The sequence below is a fragment of the Halosimplex halobium genome (assembly GCF_051414055.1).
Lineage (GTDB): Archaea > Halobacteriota > Halobacteria > Halobacteriales > Haloarculaceae > Halosimplex > Halosimplex halobium.
In genome coordinates, this window is sequence record NZ_JBLKNX010000001.1 from 45434 (window position 1) to 68033 (window position 22600).

18 protein-coding genes are annotated in these 22600 nt (G+C 69.6%); 14 read left to right on the forward strand and 4 right to left on the reverse strand.

What is annotated here, in order from left to right; all coding sequences use genetic code 11:
- Positions 1-121: 121 nt before the first annotated feature.
- Together ACMGFG_RS00255 and ACMGFG_RS00260 are read left to right on the forward strand one after the other, a co-directional pair.
- Complete coding sequence (locus ACMGFG_RS00255; RefSeq protein ID WP_436928344.1) at positions 122-583, forward strand: MaoC/PaaZ C-terminal domain-containing protein; 462 nt, start codon at positions 122-124, stop codon at positions 581-583.
- 278 nt (positions 584-861) lie between these two features.
- Entirely contained in the window at positions 862-1833 is a 972-nt protein-coding gene (locus ACMGFG_RS00260; protein ID WP_436928345.1) for a transcription initiation factor IIB, read from the forward strand.
- Between the two features lie 144 nt (positions 1834-1977).
- Here the strand turns inward: ACMGFG_RS00260 and ACMGFG_RS00265 are convergent, their stop codons facing one another.
- The 3 genes from ACMGFG_RS00265 to ACMGFG_RS00275 form a co-directional block, all read right to left on the reverse strand.
- A complete protein-coding gene (locus ACMGFG_RS00265) occupies positions 1978-2703 on the reverse strand; it encodes a bacteriorhodopsin (protein ID WP_436928346.1) in 726 nt (241 codons plus the stop codon).
- Positions 2704-2705: 2 nt separating this feature from the next.
- Positions 2706-5012: a methyl-accepting chemotaxis protein gene (locus ACMGFG_RS00270; protein WP_436928347.1), complete on the reverse strand. Its 2307-nt coding sequence runs from the start codon at positions 5010-5012 to the stop codon at positions 2706-2708.
- Between the two features lie 106 nt (positions 5013-5118).
- Positions 5119-6801: a DUF3604 domain-containing protein gene (locus ACMGFG_RS00275; protein ID WP_436928348.1), complete on the reverse strand. Its 1683-nt coding sequence runs from the start codon at positions 6799-6801 to the stop codon at positions 5119-5121.
- Between the two features lie 191 nt (positions 6802-6992).
- Between ACMGFG_RS00275 and ACMGFG_RS00280 the strand changes: the two genes are divergently transcribed.
- The 10 genes from ACMGFG_RS00280 (at position 6993) to ACMGFG_RS00325 (ending at position 18450) form a co-directional block, all read left to right on the forward strand.
- A complete protein-coding gene (locus tag ACMGFG_RS00280) occupies positions 6993-8135 on the forward strand; it encodes a 60S ribosomal export protein NMD3 (RefSeq protein ID WP_436928349.1) in 1143 nt (380 codons plus the stop codon).
- 106 nt (positions 8136-8241) lie between these two features.
- A complete protein-coding gene (locus ACMGFG_RS00285; RefSeq protein WP_436928350.1) occupies positions 8242-8796 on the forward strand; it encodes an SHOCT domain-containing protein in 555 nt (184 codons plus the stop codon).
- Positions 8797-8857: 61 nt separating this feature from the next.
- Positions 8858-9889 carry a class I SAM-dependent methyltransferase gene (locus ACMGFG_RS00290; protein ID WP_436928351.1) on the forward strand — a complete coding sequence of 344 codons (1032 nt, stop codon included), beginning with the start codon at positions 8858-8860 and terminating at the stop codon, positions 9887-9889.
- Positions 9890-10070: 181 nt separating this feature from the next.
- Complete coding sequence (locus ACMGFG_RS00295; protein WP_436928352.1) at positions 10071-10352, forward strand: hypothetical protein; 282 nt, start codon at positions 10071-10073, stop codon at positions 10350-10352.
- Between the two features lie 166 nt (positions 10353-10518).
- Positions 10519-11493: a DUF7284 family protein gene (locus ACMGFG_RS00300; RefSeq protein ID WP_436928353.1), complete on the forward strand. Its 975-nt coding sequence runs from the start codon at positions 10519-10521 to the stop codon at positions 11491-11493.
- Complete coding sequence (locus tag ACMGFG_RS00305; protein WP_436928354.1) at positions 11490-15632, forward strand: DUF7286 family protein; 4143 nt, start codon at positions 11490-11492, stop codon at positions 15630-15632. The genes ACMGFG_RS00300 and ACMGFG_RS00305 overlap by 4 nt, the downstream gene beginning before the upstream one ends.
- 146 nt (positions 15633-15778) lie before the next feature.
- Complete coding sequence (locus ACMGFG_RS00310) at positions 15779-16153, forward strand: hypothetical protein (protein WP_436928355.1); 375 nt, start codon at positions 15779-15781, stop codon at positions 16151-16153.
- A 108-nt stretch (positions 16154-16261) separates the two neighbouring features.
- Positions 16262-16585, forward strand: coding sequence for a hypothetical protein (locus ACMGFG_RS00315; protein ID WP_436928356.1), 324 nt, complete (start codon positions 16262-16264; stop codon positions 16583-16585).
- A gap of 47 nt (positions 16586-16632) precedes the next feature.
- On the forward strand, positions 16633-17496 hold the full coding sequence (locus tag ACMGFG_RS00320; protein ID WP_436928357.1) for a hypothetical protein: 864 nt from the start codon (positions 16633-16635) through the stop codon (positions 17494-17496).
- A gap of 114 nt (positions 17497-17610) precedes the next feature.
- The gene (locus ACMGFG_RS00325; RefSeq protein WP_436928358.1) at positions 17611-18450 is read left to right on the forward strand and encodes a hypothetical protein; all 840 of its coding nucleotides are present in this window, start codon (positions 17611-17613) and stop codon (positions 18448-18450) included.
- 401 nt (positions 18451-18851) lie between these two features.
- On the opposite strand, the gene ACMGFG_RS00330 is transcribed toward ACMGFG_RS00325, so the two are convergent.
- Positions 18852-20366, reverse strand: a complete 1515-nt coding sequence (locus tag ACMGFG_RS00330; RefSeq protein WP_436928359.1) for a glutamate-cysteine ligase family protein — start codon at positions 20364-20366, stop codon at positions 18852-18854.
- A gap of 109 nt (positions 20367-20475) precedes the next feature.
- On the opposite strand from ACMGFG_RS00330, the gene ACMGFG_RS00335 reads away from it, so the two are divergent.
- Together ACMGFG_RS00335 and ACMGFG_RS00340 are read left to right on the forward strand one after the other, a co-directional pair.
- Complete coding sequence (locus ACMGFG_RS00335; protein WP_436928360.1) at positions 20476-21249, forward strand: hypothetical protein; 774 nt, start codon at positions 20476-20478, stop codon at positions 21247-21249.
- The gene (locus ACMGFG_RS00340; protein ID WP_436928361.1) at positions 21246-22586 is read left to right on the forward strand and encodes a hypothetical protein; all 1341 of its coding nucleotides are present in this window, start codon (positions 21246-21248) and stop codon (positions 22584-22586) included. Before ACMGFG_RS00335 ends, ACMGFG_RS00340 begins: the two co-directional genes overlap by 4 nt.
- The last annotated feature ends 14 nt before the right edge of the window (positions 22587-22600 follow it).

A 22600-nucleotide genomic window follows, 5' to 3' on the forward strand; every position in this document is an offset into this window, starting at 1 on the left:
ATGCGAGCGCCGACCCGATTAAGCGTTGTTCCCCGTCCCGCCCCGCTCCGCCCTGCACCGCCACGTTCCGCGCTGCCCCCGCCCTCGGAAATTAAGCGTTCGGAGTGCTAACAGGCACCACATGCCGTACAGTTACGAGCCCCACTACTTCGAGGAGTTCGAGGCGGGACAGACCTTCGAGAGCGTCGGGCGCACGGTCACGGAGGCGGACTTCGTCCTCCACTCGGCGTTCTCGGGCGACTGGACGGAACTGCACACCAACGCCGAGTACGCCGCCGACAGCGGGTTCGGCGAGCGGATCGCCCAGGGGCCGATGACCTTCGTCCTGGCGACGGGGTTCGTCTACCGGTGTGGCTTCCTCGAACGCCGCGTCGTCGCCTTCCTCGGGATGAACTACATGGACATCCCGGCGCCGGTGTACGCCGGCGACACCGTCTCCGCCGAGTTCGAGGTGACCGAGACCCGCGAACTCGACAGCCGCGACGACGCCGGGCTCGTGGTCCTCGACAGCGAGCTGACGAACCAGGACGACGAACCCGTCTTCGCCGGCGACATGAAGTTCCTCGTCGAGCGCCGCGAGTGACGACGAGTGACCGCGAGTGCGCACGGGGGTCCCGAGCGGGGCCCGGGCCAGCCGCGGATCGTCTCGATATCCCAACACGAACCTGTGAACGGACTCCACGAACGCCGCCGTCAGCCGTATGTCGGACGCGTGTCTCCCAGCCGACCAGTTCGCCGAGAATTCCGGACTCGCCCGTCGAATCCCCGAATATGTGCGTTTCCGGACGTTGTGTCGGCTGACATGCGACGGAAGTCGGGCGAAGGGTTTATATGTCCCCAAAATTTGTCTATATAAGAACAATGGAACGGCCGAGCCGCCAGCGCGAGCGCGTGGAGTCCGAGGAAAAAGAGGACGAACAAGCGGACGAGCAGGCCGAACAGCAGCAGTGTCCCGAGTGCGAGTCGTGCGCGCTCGTGACGAGCGCGGACGGCGGGGAGATCGTCTGCGAGGACTGCGGACTGATCATCGACGAGGGCAACATCGACCGCGGGCCCGAGTGGCGGGCGTTCAACCACAGCGAGCGCCAGGAGAAGTCGCGGGTCGGCGCGCCGACGACCCAGACGATGCACGACAAGGGGCTGACCACCCAGATCGACTGGAAGGACAAGGACGCCTACGGTCGCTCCCTGTCGTCGGAGAAGCGCAGCCAGATGCACCGCCTGCGCAAGTGGCAGGAGCGCATCCGAACCAAGGACGCCGGCGAGCGCAACCTCCAGTTCGCGCTCTCGGAGATCGACCGGATGGCCTCCGCGCTGGGCGTGCCCCGGTCGGTCCGCGAGGTCGCGTCGGTCATCTACCGGCGGGCGCTCGACGAGGACCTCATCCGCGGCCGCTCCATCGAGGGCGTCGCCACCGCCTGTCTGTACGCCGCCTGCCGCCAGGAGGACATCCCCCGCTCGCTCGAGGAGGTCTCGGAGGTCTCCCGCGTCGAGCAGAAGGAGATCGGCCGCACCTACCGCTACGTCGCCCAGGAACTCAGCCTGAAGATGGAGCCGGTCGACCCCAAGCAGTACGTCCCCCGGTTCGTCTCCGAGCTGGAGCTCTCCGAGGAGGTCCAGGCCAAGGCCAACGAGATCATCGACGTGACCGCCGAGAAGGGCCTGCTGTCGGGCAAGTCGCCCACGGGCTACGCCGCCGCCGCCATCTACGCCGCCTCGCTGCTGTGCAACGAGAAGAAGACACAGCGCGAGGTCGCCGACGTGGCCCAGGTGACAGAGGTCACCATCCGCAATCGCTACCAGGAACAGATCGAAGCGATGGGCATCCACTGACCGGCGCCCGGCCGGCCCGGTGACGGCACCGCCCGTTCACTGTCGACGGCCCCACGGCCGTCGCCCGTTCTCCGCGCGCTCGACCCGCCAGCGGCGGGGCCGTCGCTCGCCACTGGTGATCGGTCCGGAAAACGGGTACCGCCGTCAGTCCGCGACGCCCGCGTCGCCGACGGTCGTGTCGGCGTCGGCGGTCTCGTCGGTCGCGACGGCCATGCTGGCGAAGTCGTTGATCGCGATGAGACCGAAGCCGACCTTCGCGACCACGTCGATGTAGGTGACGACCAGCGCGGCCGTCTCGGTGTCCATGAGCCCGATCCCCGCCGGCGCGAGCAGCCAGATGACCGGGTAGACCAGCCAGAGGACGACGACGAACGAGCGCAGCTTGCGGAAGAGAGCGGCCACGTCGTCGGACACCCCGGCGGCCAGCGCCTCGCAGTCGCCGTACAGCAGGTAGACGACGCCCGCGAAACAGGCGCCGCCGGCCAGGTACAGCGCCCAGTTCAGCGGCGCCGCGAGCGTCGCGCCGACGAAGCCGAAGACGATCGTCAGCGCCTGCAGCGTCGCGAGCCGGGCGATCAGGCCGGTCGACGCGCCGGCCACCAGGGCGATGATGGCCACGTGGATCGGCGTCGTGAGCAGCCAGTCGACGTACCGCGGGACGAAGACCGTCCCGCCGTCGGCGGTCGTCAGGCCGCCGAAGCCCAGCGCCATGAGCGCGTAGGCGACGGCGGCGATCGCCGGGACGACCGCCGCCAGCGCGAGCGTCCGATTCCGTTCGTCGGGGACCAGTGTCACCCCGTAGGCGAGCATGGCGGTCCCGACGACCATTCCGAGCGTGCCGATGGTGAACCAGGTTGTGAGTCCGAGCATGGTTAGTCGTCCGTAGCAGCGGTCGCTGCCGTTCCCGCGCCCTCGACGCCGGTCCGCGTCTCGAAGCGCGACAGCGCGTCGGCCAGCTCGGTGGCCTGCCGGCGCAGCTCCTGTGCGGAGGTGGCCACCTCGTCGATGGACTGGGACTGGTCGTCGGCCGCCCCGGCCACCGTGTCCGCCTCCGTCGCGGTCTGCTGGCTGATCGCCGTCAACTCGTCGATGGTGCCCATCACGTCCTGAGCGGTGCGGGCCTGTTCGGCCGTCGCGTCGTCGATCTCCTGGATGCCGGTGTCGACCTCCTCGGTGTACTCGACGATGGTCTCCAGGGCGTCGACGGCCTCCTCGACCGTCCCGACGCCGTCGGTGACCCGCTCGCTCGTCGACTCCATCCGCTCGACCGTCTCGCCGGCCTGGGACTGGATCCCGTCGATCCGCGACTCGATGTCGCCGGCGGCCTCCTTGGTCTCCTCGGCCAGGCTCTTGATCTCGTCGGCGACGACCGCGAACCCGGCGCCGTCGCCGTCGGCGTGGGCCGCCTCGATGGAGGCGTTGAGCGCCAGCATGTTCGTCTGCTCGACGATCTCCGTGATGACGCTCACGATCTGGCCGATCTCGTCGAGCTCGTCGTCCAGGTCGTTGATCGCCGCGACGGTCTCCTCGGTCTCGCCCTCGATGGCGCCCATCTCCTCGATGGCGCGCTGGGCGGCCTCGCGGCCCTCCTCGCCGACCTCGGCGGCCTGCTGGGAGGTCGTCGCGACCTGCTGGGCCGAGGAGGCGACCTGCTGGGCCGTCGCCGAGAGGTTCTCCATCTCGCCGGCGGCGTCCTCCAGGCGCTCGGACTGTTCGGTCGTCCCCTCGAAGATCTCCTCGATCGACGACCGCACCTGCTCGCTGGCCTGGTCGACCCGCTCGGCGTTGGTGCCGACCCGCTCGCTGGCCGACGACACGTCGTCGGCGAACGACTTCGTCCGCGCGATGGTCTCCTCGAGGGCGTCGAGCGTCTCGTTGATGCTCTCGCCGACCGACGCCATCGAGGCGTTGTCGCTCGACGGGTCGACCCGCCGCGTGAGGTCGCCGTCGGCCGCGCCCGACAGCACGTCGCCGTACTCGGCGGCCTTGGTCTCCAGATGGGTCGTCATCGACTCCATCTCGGCGGCCTCCCGTTCGGCGCGCTCGCGGGCCTCCTCGGCGTCGGCGCGTGCCTCCTCCGCTTGTGCCCGCGCCTCCTCGGTCTCGGCGATCTGCTCGCGGATCGAGTCACGCATCTCCTGGAACGACCGGTAGAGCCGTCCGATCTCGTCCTCGCGGGTCGTCGCGAGGTCGACCTCCAGGTCGCCGTCGGCCATCGAGCCCGCCCGGTCGGCGACCCGCCGCAGCGAGATGAGCGTGTTGCTGCCCACGGTGACGCCGACGAGCCCGAGGTTGATGATCGCCAGCAGGACCAGTCCCACGAGGTCGGAGTTGATCTGCGAACCGAGCGCGTAAGCGACCTCGCGCGGCGAGTGGATCATGACCGTCCAGTCTTTGGTCTCCATCTTCGTGCTCGCCATGAGCGTGTCGCCCATGTCCATGAACGAGGTCTCGCCCGGCGCGAGCGCCGACCCGTTCATCCCCTCGTGGGCGGTCAGGATCCGGCTCTCGTTGGGGTGGGCGACGTACCGCCCGGCGTCGTTGACGACGACCGTCGAAGTGTCGCCGCGCGACCCGGCCAGCGCCTGCGACCGCGCCGCGATGTCGGTCATGAACACGAGCGCGCGGTTCTCGACCCCGGGGACGGGCGTGACGACGGCGACGACCGGGTGGTCGACCGCCGGCACGGAGAACGGTTCCGTCACGTAGGTGTCGTCGGGCCCGTCGAACGACGGCGGGTCGGTCGCGAACGGCGCGCCCTGTTCGGCGGGGCTGACCCCCTCGAACTCGTCGTTCGTGCTCTCGGTGAACACCATCGACTCCGTGTCGAGGTAGTGGATCGCCACCACGTCCGGCGGGACGGCGCCGGACTCGAACTGGTCGGTCAGTGCCCGGTCGACGGCCGCGCCGTCGCCCGAGCGGACGGCTTCCAGTCGGGAGGTGAGCACGGCCTCGCGCTGGACGCTCCCGAGCCACGCGTCGAGTTCGTCCGTCCGCGTCTCCGAGAGGGTCCGGAGGTCGTCCTCCACGTCGTCCTGGAGCGTTGCCGACGCCTGGGTGCTGATGACGGCCCCGAAGCCGATCATCACCACTACCGCGACCGCCAGCGCCGCGCCGAGGCGAGCGGCGTACGACCGCCTGATCACCCCCGGCAGGAGAGAAGGTGCATCCGATGTCATCGTGCGATACGGGGGAGTACTCCGTGTAAAGCGTTCGTGCGCGATTCTCAACGGTGATAGCCGGGGCGGCGAGCCGGCGGTGCCGACCGCTTTCGCGGTTCCCCCGTCAGGCCCCGGATTCGACCCAGACCGGCCCGACCCAGGCCATCCCGTCGTCGGCCTGCTCGACGCGGAGGTAGTACACGTCGGCGTCGCTGCCGCGCTCCTCGTCGGGAGTGTCCCCGACCGGCGGTGCGGACTCGCCGGCTCCGTCGGCGTCCCAGGACATCCCGGTCACGGGCTCGTCGTCGGTGACCTCGCCGGCCTCGGTGTAGGCGTCGAGGTCGGCCGACTCGTCGGCCGTCCCGCCGATGACGTGCCAGTCGTCGTTGTTCTTCACGACCGTCACCCGTTCGAGGGGAGCGGTCCCGGCGACCAGCCACTCGACGGTGCGCTCGCCGTCGGCGACGACGGTGCTGTCGGCCTCGCCGACCTGCGTCCCGTCGACGGCGAACTCGACGAGGATCCGGTGGGGCTGGCTGGTCGCGTACACCCGCCGCGAGCGCAGGCTCTCGAAGACCGACTCGCGGGTCAGATCCTCGGCGTAGAAGCCCGTCAGCCCGCCCGGATACGACCCCTCGTCCCAGACCCGCCAGATGTGCCCCCAGCCGATCCCGTCCTCCCAGATGTCGCCGAGCGAGGGGAGATGGGGCGGCAGGTGGATGTGCGACCGGCCCGGCCTGGGCGCGTGGAAGTCCGACGACCCCATCATCCCGACGCGGTAGCCCAGTTCGTGGGCGTCCTGGACGTAGTGGCCCGGCGTGCCCATCTCGCCCTGGCCCATCCGGACGGGCTTGGGGTTGCCCTCGTCGGCCGGCATCTCGCTGGAGCCCCACTGCGAATAGACCTCGACGAGCGGCGCGATGTCGTCGTCGTAGTCCACGTTCGAGAAGTCGAAGGGGTACATCGCCTCGGCGGGGTGGTGGGGGATGGCCAGCACCTCGTTGCCGGTCTCCTCGCGCCACGCCTGCAGCCGGCGGAAGAGCTTCTCGTAGCGATTCGTCTCGGTGTCCAGCGAGTCGAACAGCTCCGCCTCGTCGACCCCCTCGAAGTAGACGTTGACGTGCCCGCCCATGTTCGGCTGTTTCGTCCACTCGTAGCCGAACAGCGTCACGAACTCCCCGGGGTCGTGAAAGTGGTTCGTGACCGTCTTCATGTCCTCGAAGTGCCCGCCGTGCATCCGGCGGCGCTGGAGCTTCGGCGGGATGAAAAATCCCATCGTGTCGTGGTCGGTGTAGGCGGCCACGTCCAGATCCATCACGTCGCGGCCGAACCGGAACCCCTTGCTCATCGAGCCCGCGCCGTCGGAGAACTGCGAGTGGAGGTGGATGTCGCCCCAGTAGAGTCGCCGGTCGGGCTCCGAGTCGAACACCTGGACGGGGTTGCTGGTGAACCGCCGGCCCGACTCGTCGGTGAGCGTCAGGTACTGGACGCCCGGCGTCTCGAAGGCCACGCCGGCCAGCTCGGTCACGGCCTCGTCGGTCAGTTCGAAGTCGATCTCCTCGGGGTGGATCGCCTCGGGGTCGGTGCTGTCGACGGTCAGCGTCCCCCCGTAGTCGGGCAACAGCCGGAGGTACTCGTCCCAGACCGAGACGGTGGCCGACAGCGACTCCGTGGCCGCGACGCGGGAGGGGAGGACGCACTCCACGTCGTCGAACCGCCGCCGCCGGCCGCGCGCGAGGTCCCGCAGCGAGGGGTTGTTCTCGGCGAAGACCTTCACCGACTCGATGGCTTTCGTCAGCACGGGCACCACCCCGGACGGGGTGGCGCGGCGTCGCCGGCGGCCGGGCGAGCGCCTGTCTGGACGGACATACCACCGCGGTGGCGCGGCTTGGGGTTAAGTTTCCCGGCGGCCGCGGCGTCGCCCGGCGTCGCCGCCCGGCGGGCGCCGCCCGACCGGGAACGCGACGCTTAACCGCGCGAGGCCAGTACGACGGGGCAATGAGTCGCTCCGGCGAGTTCTGTCCCCGTTGCGGGGACGAGATCGAGGCGAACCTCGACGCCCGGCCGACGGCGCCGGGGGCGGCGGGGCCGCGGGACGGCGATAGCGTGCTCTGCGACGACTGTTACTTCGCGGAGTTCGACCTCGTGGACGCGCCCGACCGCATCGACGTGCGCGTCTGCTCGCGCTGCGGCGCGGTCCACCGGGGCAACCGCTGGGTCGACGTGGGCGCCCAGGACTACACCGACATCGCCGTCGAGGAGGTCTCGGAGGCGCTCGGGGTCCATCTGGAGGCCACCGACGTGAGCTGGGAGGTCGCCCCCGAGCAGGTCGACGAGAACAACATCAGGATGCACTGCCAGTTCTCCGGCGTGGTCCGCGGGACGCTCGTCTCCGAGGAGGTGGTCGTCCCTGTCAAGATCGCCCGCCAGACCTGCGACCGCTGCGGCCGGATCGCCGGCGGCTCCTACGCCGCCATCGTGCAGGTCCGCGCCGACGAGCGGACGCCGACCGACGAGGAGGAAGAGATCGCCCGGGAGGTGGCCGAAGCGTACATCGCCGACCGGGAGGCCACCGGCGACCGCAACGCGTTCATCACGGAGGTCGACGAGGTCGACGAGGGGCTGAACATGAAGATCTCCACCAACCAGATGGGCCAGGGGATCGCCAAGCGGATCGTCGACCGCCTGGGCGGGAGCTTCGAGGACTACGAGACGCTGGTCACCGAGGACGGCGACGGCAACGAGGTCTACCGCGTGACCTTCGCCGTCCGCCTGCCCCGCTACAGGGCGGGCGAGATAATCGACCCCGAGGACGGGGACGGCCCGGTGCTGGTCCGCAGCGTCCGGGGCAACCTCAAGGGGACCCGCCTCGCCACCGGCGAGGACTACGAGGCGAGCTTCGAGGACGGCGACGCCCCCGAGGCCCGCCGGCTCGGCACCCGCGAGGACGCCCGGGAGACGACCGTCGTCGCCGTCGAGGACGACAACGCCGTGCAGGTGCTCGATCCGGAGACCTACGCGGCCGAGACGATCCCCCGACCGGACTACTTCGACCCGGCGGCCGACGATGTGCCCGTGATCAAACACCGCGAGGGGCTGCACATTCTCCCGGACGCCGCCGCCGGCGCGGACGAGGACTGACCGGCGCCGTCGTGCGTCGGAGACTGGTCCGACGGTGCGTCCGGCCCGCGGCAGTTCTGACCGGGGAGCGGCAACTTTTTTCGTGATTCGGCCGGTTGGCCGACATATGTTCGAGGCCCTCCGTTCGGTACGAACCGTGACCCGCCGGTTCGTCGCGCTCCTGCCGGTGCTGATCGCCGTCGCGACGCTGCCGGTCGCCCTGCTGGCGCTGTTCAACGCCGGCGTCGTGACCGCCCTGGAGATCGCGGTGACGGGCTGGCTGTTCGCGACGCCGGTGACCGCCATCCTCGCGTGGGTCGTCCTCGACCTCTCGCCCGTGGACCTGCCGGGATCGCTCGGCGAGCGGCGTGTCGACCTGCCGTCGATGTTCGACGGCGGAGCGTCGGACGGCGGCCGGTCGGCCGGCGACGACCCCGTCGAGACGCTCCGCGAGCGGTTCGCGAGCGGCGAGATCGACCAGGTCGAGTTCGAGCGCCGTCTCGACGCACTGCTGGCGGCCGAGGACGCGACCGGCGAGCGGCCGGACGACCGCCCGGGCGACGAACCACCTGGGACCGCCGGGTCCGTGTCCGCACGCGACCCGGCCGCCGACGATTCGCGGACGCGCTCGGACGACCGACCGGCGGCGCCCGGCCAGGACCGCGAGCCCGAATCGACCTGATCCTCCTCGGCCGCTCGCGACTCGAAACCGTTTCGGCCGTCGACCGTCTGGTGGCGAGTAGATGGACGAGCGCGACGAGCGACTGGCGGTAGTCGTCGACAAGTCCCGCGCCGAGGCGGTCATCGACGACCTGGAGCGGGCGGGCGTCTACGACGCCGACCGCTCGGTCCGCGAGTACGACGAGGGCAGCGTCTCGGTCCCCGTGACCGCGGTCCCCGACGCCGTCGACTACCGCGAAGTCGTGCGACAGGTCGGCGAGCCGCGCCTCCGTGACCTGGCCGACTACCTCCGCGAGCGCGGCTGGACCGACGCGGAGGTCGACCGGGCGCCCTCGTCGTGGGCGGTGCTGGGGACGGTCGTCCTCGTCGACCCCGGCGACGCACCGCGCCCGGGGGAGCTGGGCGAGGCGCTGCTGGACCTGCACGGCGCCGCCGACACCGTCCTGGCGCGCGGGCCGATCACGGGCGCCCACCGCGAGCCCGACGTGACGGTGCTCGCGGGCGAAGGCGATACCGAGACCGTCCACCGCGAACACGGCACCGTCTACGCGATGGACCTCGCGGAGGTGATGTTCTCGCCGGGGAACAAGGCCGAGCGGGCGCGGATGGGCGAAATCGTCCCGGAGGGCGAGCGCGTCGTCGACATGTTCGCCGGCATCGGCTACTTCGCGCTCCCGATGGCTCGCGCGGGCGCGGAGGTGACCGCAATCGAGCGCAACCCCGCATCCTTCGAGTACCTGCTGGAGAACGTCCGCCGCAACGGCGTCGCCGACCGCGTCCAACCCTACCGGGCGGACTGCCGGGACGTGTTAGAACAGGTCGACGCGGCGACGGACGTGCGCGCCGACCGGGTCGTGATGGGCTACTACGAGGCCCACGAGTACCTCGACAGCGCGCTCGGGGCGCTGGAGCCCGGCGGCGTCGTCCACATGCACGAGGCGACGCCCGAGGCGCTGGTACCCGACCGCCCCGTCGGACGCCTCCGGGACGCGGCCGACGAGCACGGGCGCTCGGTCGAACTGCTCGAAACCCGCCGCGTCAAGGGCTACAGCGAGGGCGTGGCCCACGTCGTCGTCGACGCCCGCGTCGAGTGAACGAGGGTCGGCGCCGGGGACATCCGGCTGGTCCGGCGCCGCGGACGCGCGGGTTCGACCCGTGAACATCCGGCTGGCTCGGCGCCGCGGACGCCGGCCGGGTCCCACCCCGTCCGTGTGTGGCGGTCGGCGCTCGCTGGCACCACAGTAGTTTTTATCCCATGGGGAGGAAGGGTCGTACATGGCGCCGGGGCCGTACGAGCGGGTGCTGGAGACGCTGGAAGACCTAGACGCCCGTCTGGCGGGGCTCGAGGTCGGATACAACGAGACCAACGCCTCGGCGGCCCGGGAACACGTCGACCAGCTCGGGGACTTCTTCGAGAACGATCCCGAGGACTTCGTCGCGCTCCGGGAGGCGGTCGAGCGCCTCGTCGAGACGGAGGACTCGACCCACGCCGCGACGGCCAAGGAACACGCCGACGCCCTGCGGGACCGCGTCGAGGCCCAGCTCGACGACGAGTGAGTCCGCGGTCGGCCGCTACCGACCGGACTTCCGGCCATCTGCGCCGGGGGGCCACCCGTGTTACGTTTAAATAACATGACGGGACCAATGGGGGTGTGCAGCATCGGTTGTCGACGCTCGGGGGGACGAGCCGAGTTCGGCGCGGCGCGGACCGGGGGGTCTGCCCGTGACGAGACGACGGCCGGACAGAGCGATCAGTACGGTCGTGGACGTGACGTTCGCGCTGTTGCTGGTCAGCGCGTCGGTCGCGGTGCTGGCGGTCTCGCTGACCGACGACGAGCCCGCACACGACCCGATGCAGGCCGACCGGACGGCCGAGACGCTGGCGGCGGCGACCCGGACGGTCGAGTACACGCTCGACCCGGTGCGCGGCGAGCCCCACTTCAGCGACGACGGCTACGACTACGAGCGGTCGACGCACGGGACGCTGACGGGGTTGCTGGCCGACGCCGCGGTCACGAACGCGGTGTTCCCCGACGGGAACGACGCCGACGCCTACGACCCCGACGGACCGAGGTACCTGACGAAGGCGGGCCGGGACTTCGAGACGGCGGTCGACGGCGCGGTCAGGGACGCGCTGACGAGCGTCGGCCGTGACGCCCACGTCGTCGCGCTCTGGACTCCCTACACCGATTCGGCGATCCGCGGCCGCACGGAGGCGGGCGCCGACCTGCCCGCCGGCGTCGACACGAGCACGGCGACGCTGGTGGTCCCGAGCAAGCTGCCGCCGGTCGACGACGCAGCGCTGGAGCGGGCCTTCCGTATCGACGGGTACAGCGGCGTCTCGGAGGTGATCGCCGGGGCCGTCGTCGAGGGGTACTTCCCGCCCGGGGAGACCCAGCTCGCGCTCGAACGGAACGGCCTCGGCCGGGCGCTGGTCGTCTACCGCTACCAGCGGATGGCCGAGATCGTCGACCGCCCGGCGTTCGACACGACGCCGTCGATCGGCGGGAGCGTCGACAGGCCGGTCAGCCGGACACAGGCCGACGCGACGGCGGCCAACGAGGATCTCCGGGGCGGCCTCGCGGCGATGATCGAGGCGGAGCTACGGCACGAGTACCCGAGCGCGGACGCCGAGCGCATCGCGTCGGCCGTCTCGGTCGGTGAAGTGAGAATCACGGTCACGACCTGGAACGAATGAACCGGAACAGGCGAACGCTGTCAGTCGCAACGAGCAACAGAGCGCGCGTCCCCTTCGCGGTCGTGGGGGTGCTGGTGTTGATCACGAGCGCGACCGTGGTCGGCGTGATGCAGTCCCGCGAGGACGCCGACACCGACACGGACGTCGGGCTCGCGATGGACCAGGCCCAGGGGGCGGCCCAGTCGGTCGTCCGGGAGGCGGTCTCCGACGCGGCGCGGGCGGCCGCACGGGAGCCGGTCACGATCCCGGCGGACACGCCCGCCGGGCGAGCGCTGGCGAACGGCGCCAGCGACCCCGACCCCAACGCCGTCTACCGGCGATACGTGAAACTGCGGGCCTACCTCGAAGTGCAGGCGCAACTGGACAGCGCCCGCCAGCGGCTGAGCGACGGGTCGGTCACCCGCACGTCGCTCCCGCCGGTCAGCTACACGGAGTCGTCGATCCGGGCGGCCATCGACCGCGTCGACCTCGAGGCGGGGATGGACGACCCCGACGACGACCTGTCCAACGGCACGGTCACGGCGACGATAGACGGGCTCACCACGGAGGTCGTCGGCGACGGGGAGATCCGCGCCAGCGAGACCGAGCCGATCACGGTCTCCGTCGCGTCGACGAGCCTGCTGCTCCAGCACAAGACCCAGAAGTACCAGGACAAACTCGCGAAGGGGTTTTTCGCCTCCGGGACCGGCGGCTTCGGCAAGCAGTTCGCCGCCCGGCTGTACCCGCTGATGTACGCCAAGGCCTACTACGAGCGGATGGCGCCGCCGGGGAAAGCCGACGCGTTCGGCAAGATGGTGATGAAGAAGGACATCGAGGTGCTGGCCAACAGCGCTAACTTCGCCGTCCAGGGGGAGGTCTTCGGGACGCGGGACCCCGGCTACACCCGGGTGATGGGCTCGGCGTACGCCTGCATGGTCGTCAGGAACGTCGAGAAGCTCTACGAGGCGGGGGCGTTCAGCCGGTCCGGGAGCGGTAGCAGCTCCAGCGACGACTACACCGAGGGCGCCGGCGGGAGCAGCCTCGACGACGAGAGCTCGACGAGCGACTGGAAGAGCCGGTACGGGCTCGGGAGCGCCGTCTCCGGGCTCGATGCCAAGGACTTCTGCGCGGCCGCGGCGATGGTCACCGGCGGTGCGAGCGGGACCCCGCCGAGCTCGGTGCAGGAGGTCGTCAACCAGTTCATCGGCCAGCAGGCCCAGCGGGCGTTCAACAAGGAGAGCACCGTCGAGATCGACAAGTTCGCCGAGCCGGCGCTGGACGAGACCCTCGCCCAGCGGGTCGACTACGACCCCGAGTACAGCGACGACACCGAACAGGACGACCCGAACGGCACCGACCAGGCGCCCGAACTCGACGAGGACCTGCCCACCGATTTCACCGATCGGGACACCTTCGAGCGGCTGATCGACCGCGTGTTCTCCTACTCCGTCTCGACGAGCACCAGCGGCGCCACGAAGCTCTCGGGCGAGATGCCGGCGGCGACGGAACCGCCGGGCAGCGGCTGGTCGGAGTGGGACGACGGCCCGGTCGAAGTCGACCGCACCGTCGACGTCACCGTCGACCACTCGCCGGTCTGGGACGAGTCGACGGCGCGGACCCGCGACCTCCACGAGTTCCGCGTCGAGGTGACGAACGTCCTGACGGAGACCAGGGAGTACCGCCGCCAGGAACCGTGCTCGTCGGGGTCGTCCGGGTCGGGCACCCCGACGCCGACACCGACCGGGCCGTGCTACGAGTACGACGACGAGACCGACCGCGAGCGGGTCACCTGGGAGGTGGACGTGACCGTCAGCGGGACCTACAGCGACGACCCGGCGATCAACGTCTCGCACAACGGGACCGACGGCGCCTACACCGGGTCGAGCCCCAACTTCGAGGAGGCCGTCGCGGCGTCGATCCGCGAGGGGCTGAACGTCGACCCGAGCGACCCGGACGGCAACTTCGGCGACGCCATCTCGACGGGGTCGATCGAGAGCGCCAGTGACCTCGAGTCGGCCGTCTCCGACCAGCTGTCCGCCAGTACGTCGATCGACCCCGACACGTTCGTCTCGGCGAGCGAACGGTCGACCCTGCGGAGCGACCTCGAAGACGAGGTGGTCTCCCTCCACGAGCACGTGGTCGGCGACGAGTCGGCGCCGCCCGAACCCGTCTCGGACCTGGAGGTCTCGCCGACGGAGATGGCGACCGGCAGCGACGTGTTCGGCCCGCTGCGCGAGCGCACCAACACGTCCCACCACGTCTACTACGACATGTCGGGGACCTACGACAGCGCCCGCCAGAAGGCGATCGCCGAGGCGCGCATGGAGTACGTCGACGCGGTCCACCGGTGGATCGACCGCGTCGAGAGCGCGCGGTCGGAGTCCTCCAGCGACGTCGACGACGAGATCTCCAGCAAGGTCGACGGCGCGACGAACGTCCTGAACAAGGGGCTTGACTTCGCGTCCGACCAGATCGACGGGTCTGGACCGCTGTACAGCCCGGGGACGATGTCCGACACGGACCTGCTGGGCGACATCCGCTACACGGTCGACGCCTCGCCGACCTATCTGACGACGGGGCCGGTCTCGCGGGCGACCGTGCCGGCGGTGCGGCCGAGCTACGCGACCGTGACCGAGGCGGGCGACACCCAGCACGTCCCGATGGCCGTCCGCAAGCACAACACGTTCGGCTACCCCGGGGTGCCGATCGTGCCCTGGCCGAGCTACTGGTATCTCTCGGTGGACCACTGGTCGGTGCAGGTCAAAGGCGAGTACGGCCGCTTCGAGGTGACGGCGGACAACAGCGCGCCGGCCTCGCCGAAGACCACGACGTACGTCCGCCAGGAGATGCCGGTCGACCTGGAGATCGCGGGGCAAAAGCGGCGCGTCGGGCAGGTCGACCCGATCAACTTCTCGGCGTCGACGGCGGTCGTCATTCCGGTCCCCGGCGGGACGGTGTACCCCAAGCCGCGCTACGGCGTGGGCGACGACTGGACGATCAAGACCGACCGCAACAGCAAGCCGTGGCGGAACATGTGCTCGGCGACCTGGGGCCACGTCGGGCCCGGGTTCAACCCCGGTGCGATCAACGCGGGCAAGTGTAGTAACATCAACGAGCCGGGGGAGGGTCCGCTCAAAGCGTCGCTGGCGGACTACGTGCCGGGGAGTAGCGCGGTCAGCGACGTGCCCCTGGAGTACGACAGCAGCGACGACGAGTTCGAGTTCGACGCGCCCGGGCCGGACAACTGCGAGGAAGACGACCTGACCGATAAACTGGAAGAGGACAGCGACGCGGAGAACTGGTACGACGGGCTTTCACAGTCGTATCAGCGCTACCTCTGGAAGTATCAGTACTGCCGACTTCCGGACAGCGACAACAAGACCCTGTATGCGGACCTGATCAAAGGCGACGAACCTGGCGACCCCGACGATGACCAGGTCGCTAACACGTGGCGAGCGATGTTGACGACTCCGCAGATCCGGTTCGAGAACGTCGAAAACGCGCTGTATTACCTCCTCCGGGACGGGAACGGCAACGGGGACAGCCTTATCGAAGAACACGATGTAACGATGTTCTTGACCGCCGATGACACGAACAGCTACGAAGGCGGCGTCCCGTCACACCGGGAGCCGGGGATCGTGACACAGATCGAGACGGTACGGTCGGATACGTTCGCGCGAGTCTACGACTCCGACGGATACGTGACGGGGAACTGGCTTGCGAGGCCGAGTGCCGTCCGGGGATACGACACGCAGTCGATAATCAATCGGTTCGCTCTCTGGAACAATAGTCTGGTAACGGACGTCTCGACGTACGGGTGGGGGGAGTACGACTGCGTCGCGAAGGTGTTCGTACCCAGGAGTATCGACGTTCCAATGAGGGTCAGTTACGCGGGCGGGTTCCACCCCAGCGAGTATCCGAACAGACTCGACAGGGACGCGGTGATAGCCGAACAAGGCGGGGAACTGGAGGGTGGTGTCGTCCAGTACGAGATCATGCCAAACCCCGGAACGAGCGCCTGGCCGTTCACCGACCCGCAGTGGAAGCCACTCGGATCGATCGAGGCGGTTGCTCGGGACGCTACTGTCTTCGACGACCGGTGGGACGATGTCGACGCACCTGCAGATAGCTCTCCGGCCACTGGTGACTGTCAGCGGTAACAATAAAAACAGCTGAACCGCAAAGGGAACTGATGTCTGGGGGAGACACGCCGGTCGAAATCGAAGACTCGCGGACCGTCGCGTTCGGTGACGAACGTCGGACGTTCGACGAGCCCGTCAAATCCATCGAACGAACCGAGAGGACAGTGATCGTCCAGACCGAATACGGTCTCCACTGGTTCGAGCCGGACGGAACCGCCCGGGGACGCTCCGATCTTGACATCCGGGTCCGGTCGGATCGATACGAGGTATCCGACGGGAAGACGCTCCTCGTCGTCCAGCCGGCCGTCGAAGGGAACACGGCACTGTACGGATTCGACGAGACTGGATCGCTGCTGTGGGAGCGACGGACGGACGAGACCTGGACGTTCCCACCCGGGCCCGAAGACGAGGCGTTTTGCATCTCGACGAAACTCCACAGGAACACTTGGGCGACGGTGAAAGTCGACATCGAGACGGGCGAGTTCGTTCGGGCGATCCGCGGACCGGAAGCGGCAGTCAGACGGTTGCTGGACAGGTGAGCGTCCCGCGGTCCGCTATGCGGTGTTCCCGCCGTACCGCAGCCGACGTACCGAAACCTTCAGGTCGACCCGATCGACTTCTCGGGGTCGACGGCGGTCGTCATTCCGGTGCCCGGGGGGACGGTGTATCCCAAGCCCCGCTACGGGGTGGGTGACGACTGGACGCTCCAGGCACCGGGGACGTTCGAGAAGCCGTGGCGGAAGATGTGCTCGGCGACGTGGCCGCACGTCGGCCCCGGGTTTACCCCCGCTGCGATCGACGCGGGCAAGTGTAGCAACATCAAGGAAGCCACCGGACAGGTCAAGGCGTCGCTGGCGGACTACGTGCCGGGGGCGACAGGGTCGAGGACATTCCGCTGGAGTACGACAGCAGCGACGACGAGTTCGAGTTCGACGCGCCCGGGCCGGACAACTGCGAGGAAGACGACCTGACGGAGAAACTGGAGGAAGACAGTGGCGCGGAGAGTTGGTACGACGGGTTGTCGGACTCGGTTCAGAACCGCCTCTGGGAGGAGCAGTTCTGTCAGCTGCCAACCGACCGGTACAAGGATCGCTACGCCGACTTCATCAAGGGCGACGAACCGGGCCACGGGGAGGACGACGATGTCGCCGACACGTGGCGGGACACGATCATCCTGACCCGCTACGACCACGAGAACATCGAGAACACGCTGGATTACCTCCTGCGCGACGAGAACGACAACGGCATGAGCCTCGCCGAGGAGCACGACATCCAGCGGTTCATGACCGCGCAGTATACGAACGACGTGGAGTACACGACCTACGGTGGGGTCGACTCGCACAGAGAACCGGGGATCGTCACCGAACTCACGACGGATCGCGCCGACCAATTCGTGAGCGTGTACGACCCCGACGGGTGCGTCACGGGCCGCTGGATCGCACGCAGGGCCGCAGTCCGCGGGTACGATATGGAATCTATCATCAATCGATTCGCGCTCTGGAACAACAGTCTGGTAAACCAGAATGTTGCGAGCGGCTGGGGTGATTACGAGTGCGTTGCGAAGGTGTACGTCCGGGGAAGTTACGACCTCCCGATCAGAGTGAGCTATGTGGGTGGATTCCAGGCTGACGACTACCCCGGCCTCGACGGCGATGCGGTTACCGCTCAGTACGATGGTAGGCTCGACGGCGGTGTCATCCAGTACGAGATTCTAGAGCGGCCCTCATCGTCCGATTGGCCGTTCGATAGCGACGCCGAATGGGTCCCGCTCGGGAAGGTCAACGAACTGAACGACGACACCGGAGATACACTCGACGACCGGTGGGACGCGGCAGATCCCGATTCGACCGCCTCTCCGGCGACGGGCGAATGCGCTCGCTGACCGGCAGGTATCGCCGACAGAACGCCCGCACGAAGGAGACCGTCTCCGCGCCGAATCGGTCGCCCGCCGATCCGAGCCAAAAGCTGTTAGGGGTGCCTGTCGACAGCATCGCCAATGGGAACCAATAGCGAGCATCGTCTCGAAGTCATCGGTCCCTCTACCGTCGGAAACGGACGTTCTGAGCTGGTCGTTCCGGGCGTGATCACCGATACCGCTCGACTACCGGACGGCCTCGTCCTCGCGCTGAAGTCCACCGATACGGACTCGCCCGAGCCGAGTCCGCGTCTGGCCGACCGCTCCCCGCTCTTGCTCGAAGTGGCGAACGACTGCACGCCGGGCTGGGGAATCGAATCGCTTCCCGACGATGCGACCGTTGCGGCCATTTCGTACCGTGGCGGCCGACTCATCGTCGAAACCGACAGCGATCGGTTCGTGGAGTTGGATCCCGGAACGGGAGACCACCGTCGGTCCTGGCGGCGAGACGAGTTCGTCTTCGGCGATCGAGCCGTCGAGTTCGACCGCCCCGTCGAGTCGTTCGAGCGGTCGGATGGGTTCTGGATCGTTCAGACCGCCCGGCATCTCGCCTGGTTCGACGAGCACGGCTCGCGGGTGACAGAGTGGTCGGTCGACGACCTCAACGAGCCCGAACGGTGGAGTGAACTCGTTCCGAAATCCTACCGGACGAGTGACGGGCGGACACTTCTCGTCGTCCAGGCGGAGAGTCGAAGCACGCTCTCGAGTACGATACTGTTCGGGTTCGACGAGTCGGGGACGCAGCTCTGGAGACGGCAACGGAACCGCGACTGGGGGTTCCATCCCGAAGAGGACGGGTTCGCTGTTTCCACGTTTTTACGTCGAAACACGTACGGGACCGTTGAAGTCGACACCGAGACCGGTGATTTCACCAGGGTGGTCGACGGCCCGGAATCAGAAACGGAACGATTCATCGATTGACGGTGCCAGACGCTCACCGCCCAGCGCAGGAACGGTGTCACTCCGATCAGGTCGTTCGGTACGGAACACCGGGGCCGAAAACCCGAGATCCAGCCGGCCCAGCTTCGATGTCAGTTCCAGTACGGTGGAACGCGAGGAGTTCGACGCCGACCTGCCGCCGGAGGAGGACACCGGCGACCGCGAATCGAAACCCCTCGGATTCAGTCCGGAAACGACCCATCGAGGGGCGTCGTGGCCTGCTGGTCGACGTAGGTGGACTGCACGGCGCAGATGGCTTCGGCGACGCCTGCTACACGGTCGAGCCTCGCCGACGTGCCTGACGACGGGGGGTCTCGCGAGCGACCGTGCCGGCGGTGCGGCAGAGCTACGCGACCGTGAGCGAGGCGGGCGACACGGGCCGTTCACAGCCAGTCGATGAAAGTGCCCTCCAGCAGCGTCTCCTCCTGGTGGTCGACGTAGGTCGACTGCATTCCCCAGATGGCCTCGGCGAGCGGGGCCGACTCCTCGACGGCGGCGGCGACGTGGTCGTGTTTCCAGCGGGCTGGGGTGATACGCCGGTCGGCCCGCTCGCGCAGCGGCCGGACGTACCGGCGGGCGGCGTCGGTCGGGAGGCCCTGCCGCTCCAGGCCCTGGCGGGCGGCCTCGAACAGCTCGCCGTAGATGTGGTCGAGGTCCGTCGTCTCCTCGCCGTCGGAGGTGATCCACGTGAGGTCGGCCTCCAGCCCCTCGCGGCTGGCGGCGTAGAAGTTCTCGCGGGCGGTCTCCCAGTCCATCGCGCGGACGGGGTGTTCGATGCCGGTGAGCGCGGCGAGCAGGCCGGCGAAGACGGCCTGGAAGCTGACGGCGTCGCGGACGGTCGGCTGGGCGGGCAGCGGGCGGAACTCGATGCGTGCGTTGGCCTGGGCCTCGGTGGCGCCGTCGAACACCGGGCGGATCCACCGCCAGTAGCTGCCGTGTTTGTGCCGCAGGTGGGCGAAGGCGTCGTCGAAGCGCTGGCCCGCCTCGACCTCCATCGGGACGATCGTCTCGTCGGCGACGATGTCGTCGATGGCCGCCTCGACGCTGTCGAAGTCCGGCGGGAACCGCACCTTGTCGGGCGCCTCGTCGTCGGCGGGGTTGAGCACGTCCTCGAAGACGGTGATGCGGTTCTCCATCCAGGCGTCGGCGACGATCTCCTTGTCGTCGGCGTCGTCGTACAGATCCGGCGGGAAGAAGGGGGCGTTGACGCCGAGCGCGAGCAGCGGCCCGGCGATTCGCAGCGCGTAGCGGAAGTACTCCGGCAGGTCGGGGGCGTGGGGGATCTGGTAGTGCGGCTGGATGGAGGTGATGAGGCTCTCGGGCATGACGGTGTCGGCCCGCAGGGAGACGTGGGGTGCCTCGACGCGCATCCCGGTGGGGTAGTCGGTGTTGGCCATCGTGTGGTAGCGGGCGGCGTCGGACATGTTGGTCGCGATGCGGACGCCGTCCTGTTCGACCGAGTCACAGAGGTACTCCGTGGACGTCTCGCCCGTCGGCGGGACGGTCCACATCCCGTCGCTGACCAGCCGGATGTCGTCGCGGGCGGTCCGCTCCAGCGCTGGCGCGAGGTTGGCCTTGAGTTCGTGCTCCTGGGCGGCGAGACCGTGCTCGTTGAGCGGCTGGGGGCTGGTCTGCATCTCGGCGTTGTGCAGCCCGAGTTCCTTCTCGAAGCCGATCAGATCGAGCAGGCCCCGCGGGACCCGCCGGAGCGACCCCGAGCGGGCGTCGACGGCGTACAGCTCCAGTTCGAGGCCGACGATGGCCTCCGTGTTGTCGAAGGTACCGTCGCGCACCGCCGTCTTGAGCTGTTCGGCCTCCTCGGCGGCCCGCCGGTCGAACTCCTCGGGGTCGACTTCCTTGGCCGCTCGGACGCGCGCCGCGAGTTCGGAGCCGGACATACCACCTCGTTCGGCCGCCCCGGTACTTGAACGTGCGGCACTCGGGCGCAACGCGACCTCGAACGGGGAGCCACGAGATATTTACCGCCGAGCGCCCATCCTGGGACCGATGCCCCGACTCACCCGCCGCCGCGCCCTCCAGGCAGCGGTCGGACTGGCCGCCGGGCTGGCCGGCTGCCCCGACGGCGAGACCGACGCCGGCCGCGGCGACGCCGGTACCGCCGTCGGCTCGCCGACGCCGCCCGCCCGCGGGGGCGACGACAGCGCCGACGATCTCGAATCCGTGACGCTCCGCGCCGACGAAGCCGGCTACGACGACCCGCTCGCGTGGTTCGTCCCCGAACCCGACGACCGGGCCACCGCCGGCGGCACGGTCGACCCGTCCGACCGCGAGTTCGAGGGACTGATCGGCGACGCCCCGACCGCCGAGACGCTCCGGGTAACCGACCGCGCGGCCGAGACGGAGTCGTCGGTCGCTCCCGAGGCCGCCCGACAGTTCGTCGCCGGGACCGACTTCGACAGCGAGACGCTGCTGGTCGAGGGGCGCTCCGTCGGGGAGTGTTACCGGCTGGTCCTCTGTTCGGTCGCGTGGGACGACGGCGAGGTCGAGACCCGCTACGGCCGCTTCCTCCGCGACGCCGACGTGGCCTGCGAGGCCGACGCGCGCGACGCCCACGTCACCATCGCCCGGCTCCCGGTCTCGCTCGACCCCGCTGAGTTCGAGATGGGCGCGACCGGCGTCGCCAGCGGCCGGTGTTTCCGCCGCGAAGGCCCCCGACCGACGCCCCGGCCTCGCTCGTCGACCGCGACGACGGCGGGGACCGATGCCGGCCCCGGGACCGCCGGGAACGCCCCGACCGACACCGACGGGGGGTCCCGATGACGGGCGACAACTCGACGCCGGGCGGCCCGCGAGTCACTCGCCGGGGTGCGCTCGCGCTCGGCGGCGCGACGCTGCTGGCTGGCTGTGGCGCCCTGCCCAACCCCCTGAAGCCGGACCCGGTGGAACTCGACGGGGCGGCGCTCGGCCGAGTGGCCGACCGGGAGGGGCCGACGGTCGCCCACCCGCTTCCCGTCGCGGTGGCCGACGGCCACGTCGCCGACTCCCGGCAGCGGGCCCACGCGATGCTCGACGCGGCGCCGCTGCCGCTGACCGCCGACGACCTCCCCAACGGCGCGATGCGCGAGGAGATAGGCGAGCACGCCGAGCACGCCCGCGAGCACCTCGCCGAGGCCGTCCGCGAGACGGACACCCGCGAGCGGCTCGAACTGCTCGCCCACGCCCGCGGTCCCGCCCGTGCGGTCGAGGCCGCGTGGGCCGCTATCGAGGACGAGTTGACCGCAGCGGACGTGCGCTCGGCCCGGGCGTCCGTCCGCGAGGACATCGGCGAGTTCCGCGACGACCGGGAACTCGTCGGCGCGGATCCGGTCCGGGCGGCGATCGTCCACGCGCTCGTCGGGCAGTGGGTCCGCGAGGCCGAGCGCCACGCCCGTGACGGAGCGAGCGACGACCGGGCGCCCGTCACGCCGCTCGTCCTCGCCGAGCGGGCGAGCGAGGTCGAGCAGGCCCGCGCTGCGCTGGGCAACGCCCGCCACGTCGACGAACAGTTCGCCGCCTCGCTGTCCGACCCGCGGTCGCTGGAGTCGACGTTCGCAGACGCCCGCGACTCGCTGGCCGACAGTATCGACTCGCGGATGACCGACAAACCTGCCGAGCACGCGGACCTGCCGGATCTCGTCGACGGCGGCGGCGACCTGGAGGGGACGGTCGCCGGCGCGGCGCTCCGGCGGCTGCACTCCGAGCTCCCCTACGAGGGGGAGTTCGTCCCGGAGATCGACCTGCCCGGACGGATACTCTGGCAGGTCGAGACGCTCGCGCAGGTCGGCGCCTTCGAGCGGCTGCGCGACCGGATCGCGGCCGGCGACCACCTGACGGTCGAGAGCGTCGAGGACGTGAGCGAGTTGCGAGCGGCGGCCGCGACGGCCGTCGAGGACGCGCTGGCGGACAGCGCCGACGAGCGGCTGGCGCGGACGGAACTCGCGTCGCTCGCGGGCTGGTTCGACTACGCGGCCAACGATATCGACCGGTCGGCCGGCGACGACCCGATCGAACTCGAGTGGGTCGCCGACGAGATCGCCCTCTACCTCGAGATCGAGGTGATCGCCGGCGCCGTCCCCGCCGCCGTCGACGAGGCGCTGGCGGCGCTCGATGTAGAGTGATCCGCCGGCGCTCG